The sequence below is a fragment of the Sphingobium sp. ba1 genome, assembly GCF_000743655.1.
Lineage (GTDB): Bacteria > Pseudomonadota > Alphaproteobacteria > Sphingomonadales > Sphingomonadaceae > Sphingobium.
Genome location: NZ_JPPQ01000077.1, coordinates 1 through 3,749, shown reverse-complemented (window position 1 = coordinate 3,749; position 3,749 = coordinate 1). Strand labels below are relative to the sequence as shown.

Genomic DNA, 3,749 nt, shown 5'->3' with positions numbered 1-3,749 from the left:
TCTCGCTCATCGGCGGGGTCATCGCCTGGATGATCGTCCTCGCCCACCAAAGCCGCCGCACCGCGATGCAGGAAAGCGAGCATCATGTGCAAAAGCTGATGGAAGAGGTAATCGCCCATGACGTCACCGGCGCGGAACTGCAAAAGGCGAAGGAAGCCGCCGAATCCGCCAATGCCGCCAAGAGCCGCTATCTCGTCAGCGTCAGCCACGAAATCCGTTCGCCGCTCAACAGCATCTACGGCTATGCGCAATTGATGGAGCGCGGCCACGACATCGCACCCGTCGAAGCCGCCAAGATCATCCGCCGCAGCGCCGAACATCTGACCAATCTCGTCGAAGGGCTGCTCGACATCAGCCAGGTCGAGAGCGGCGTCCTGCGCATCAGCAGCGAAACCGTCCGCCTTGCCCCTTTCGTTGATCAGATCGCCAACATGTTCCGCCCGCAGGCCCAGTCCAAGGGCATCGAATTTCTGTTCGAGCGGCCCGAAAAACTGCCCGATTTCGTCCGCACCGACCAGAAACGCCTGCGCCAGATCCTCATCAACCTGCTCTCCAACGCGATCAAATTCACCCGCACCGGTTCCGTCACCTTCCGCGTTGCCTATCGCAGCCAGATGGCGACCTTCGACATCATCGACACCGGCCTTGGCATCGCGCCCGATGACTTGAAACGCGTGTTCGACCCCTTCGAGCGCGGCAGCAACCCCGACGCGCAACGGCAAAAGGGCATTGGCCTTGGCCTCTCCATCACCCAGGCACTGGTCCAAATATTGGGCGGCGACCTCTCGGTCGTCAGCGAAACGGGCAAAGGCACCCAATTCACCGTCCGCCTGATGCTCGGCCACGTCGCCAACCCGATCGAGGACGCGCCCCCGGTGGACCGGATCTCCGGCTATGTCGGCGAACGGCGCAAGGTGCTGCTGATCGATGATGATCCATCGCAGGTCGCGGTGCTGCGCGGCCTGCTCGAACCGCTTGATTTCACCGTGATGGAAGCGCTCAGCGGTCGCGCAGGCCTCGACATCGCCGCGCGCGATGCGCCCGACATCGTGCTGCTCGACATCTCCATGCCCGGCGAATCCGGCTGGGACATCAGCCGAGCGCTACGCGAAACGCTGGGGGGCAAGGTGCGGATCATCATGGTGTCGGCCAACGCGCATGAATATCATCGTGGCGGCGACGGCCGCGCGGCGCATGATATGTTCCTCATGAAACCCGTCGATCTCGACGCGCTGCTGGACGCGATCGCCGACCAGTTGCACATCCGCTGGACCGGCGACGCGCCGCCACCCGAAGCCCCCACGCCCGACGACCTTCTGTTGCCCGATCTGCCGGACGACGCCCTGCCGATCCTGGCCGATATCGAGCAAAAGGCGATCATCGGCCATGTGCGCGGCATCGAATCGAGCATCCGCGCGCTGGAACAAGCCGTGCCCCAGGCCCAGCCGCTCGCCGCCCGAATGCTCGCCCACCTCGACCGTTTCGACCTCAAGGGGCTGATAAAAATCATAAGGGCCGTAAAATGACCACCCCGACGCCGCGCTCCGATACCGTCCTCGTCGTGGACGACACGCCCGAATCCCTGCGCTTCCTCACCGACACGCTGGAGGCCGCGAACATCTCCGTCCTTATCGCCACCAGTGGCGAAGCGGCGCTCGAACTGCTGAACCACGTCGTGCCCGACCTCATCCTGATGGACGCGGTGATGCCCGGCCTCGACGGCTTTGAAACCACCCGCGCGATCAAGCAATTGCCCCAGGGCGCGCCGGTGCCGATCATCTTCATGACCGGCCTCACCGAAAGCGAGCATGTCGTCCACGCGCTCGAAGCAGGCGGTGTCGATTATGTCCGCAAACCCATCGTGGTCGAGGAATTGCTCGCCCGCGTCCGCGTCCACATGGCCAATGCGCGCCAGACCCAGGGCGGCCATTATGCGCTCGACGCGACGGGCCGCAATCTCATCGCCGTTGGCGCGGATGGCGCGCTCTCCTGGCGCACGCCGGGGGCCGACAAGCTCATGGAAGCGCTCGAACCCGCTTGGTCGCGCACCGACACCGCGCTTCCCGCCATGCTCCGCGCGCCCGTCGCCCGCCTATTGCCCGACGACCTGCCATCGGGCACCACGGTCAAGACCGAAAGCCCCGGCGGCGACACCGTCGAACTCATCATCGTCGGCCGCCCCCGCCGCGACGAAGTGCTGATCCGCCTCAACCATCTCGACCCGCTGGCCGACATCGCCCGGCTGCAAAGCCATTTCGGCCTCACCCAGCGCGAAGCCGAAGTGCTGCTCTGGATCAGCTATGGCAAACCCAACCGCGTCATCAGCGAGATATTGGTCATCAGCCCGCGCACCGTGAACAAGCATCTGGAACAGATTTTCGAGAAACTCGGCGTCGAAACCCGCGCCGCCGCCGCGGCCTTCGCCGTCCGCGTCATCGCCCACTGACGCGACAGCCCTCAAACCCCGTTCGTTTCGAGCGAAGTCGAGAAACGCCCGCGCAAACGTTTCTCGACTTCGCTCGAAACGAACGGATCAAAACGCCCGCACCTCAATCCGTCCCAGTCAATATCGCCGCATAATCCACCGGATCGACATTGCTCCCCGACAGCACCACCACGCTGACCCCGTCGGTCGGCGGCGCAAGCCCCTGCATCATCGCCGCCAGCGCCACCGCCCCGCCCGGCTCGACCACCAGCTTGAGTGTCGAAAAGGCAAAGCGCATCGCGTCCCGCACCTGCCGGTCAGTCACCACCAGCCCGCCGGTGACCAGCGCCTTGTTAATGGGAAAAGTCATCGCGCCCGGCATCGGTGCCTGCAACGCATCGCAGATCGATCGCGCATCCGCCGCCACCGCCTCGCGCACGCCACTGCGCAGCGACCGGGCCGTATCGTCGAACCCCGCCGGTTCGACCGTATAGATCGCCACCTCCGGCGCCTGTGCCTTCACCGCCGTCGCAATCCCCGCCGTCAGCCCGCCGCCGCCGCAACAGACCAGCACCTGCCCCAGCGTCGCGCCAGCATCCTTGACCTGCTCGACAATTTCCAGCCCGACCGTCCCTTGCCCGGCGATGATGAAGGGGTCGTCAAACGAGGGCACCAGCGTCGCACCCCGTTGCTCCGCCAGCGCGGTGGCAATCGCCTCGCGGCTCTCGCGCAGCCGGTCATAGGTCACGACCTCCGCCCCCAGCGCGCGCGTATTGGCCAGCTTGATCGAGGGCGCATCGGCAGGCATCACAATGGTCGCCGCAATGCCGAGCAACTGCGCGGCATCGGCAACGCCCTGCGCATGATTGCCCGAAGACCAGGCGACCACACCCGCCGCCCGCTCTTCCGCATTCAGCCGCGCCAGCCGATTAAAGGCGCCACGAAATTTGAACGATCCCGTCCGCTGCGCGCCCTCGAACTTGAGCAGCACCCGCCGCCCACACAAAGCATTGAGCCGGTCATTCTCGATCAGCGGGGTGCGGACGGCCGCCGCCGCGATGATCCAGGCGGCGTCGGAAATGTCGGCGGGGGTGATGGCAAGCGGGTCTGTCATGCCGCATCCTAGCGCCATGATCGACCCGCACGCAATCAGTGCATCGCGCTCCAGCGATCGGCCATCAGGCGAATGTCGATCGCCAGCGACAGCGGATTGAACGGCTTGCTCAACACCCCGGCGGGGTCGAGCGCGCGCATCTCCTCCTCCGCCTCATGGCCCGAACTGTCGGTCAGGAAAATGACCGGCATGTCCGCAAAGGCGGGATCG

3 protein-coding genes are annotated in these 3,749 nt (G+C 65.2%); 2 read left to right on the top strand and 1 reads right to left on the bottom strand.

What is annotated here, in order from left to right; all coding sequences use genetic code 11:
- Positions 1-1,526, top strand: a 1,526-nt coding sequence (locus IL54_RS19170) for an ATP-binding response regulator (RefSeq protein WP_156106322.1), incomplete at its 5' end; no start/stop codon positions are given.
- Positions 1,523-2,446, top strand: coding sequence for a response regulator transcription factor (locus tag IL54_RS19165; RefSeq protein WP_037479607.1), 924 nt, complete (start codon positions 1,523-1,525; stop codon positions 2,444-2,446). The genes IL54_RS19170 and IL54_RS19165, both read left to right, overlap by 4 nt.
- A gap of 103 nt (positions 2,447-2,549) precedes the next feature.
- Here IL54_RS19165 and IL54_RS19160 read toward each other — a convergent pair whose 3' ends face one another.
- Positions 2,550-3,539 carry a threonine ammonia-lyase gene (locus IL54_RS19160; protein WP_037479606.1) on the bottom strand — a complete coding sequence of 330 codons (990 nt, stop codon included), beginning with the start codon at positions 3,537-3,539 and terminating at the stop codon, positions 2,550-2,552.
- Between the last annotated feature and the right edge of the window lie 210 nt (positions 3,540-3,749).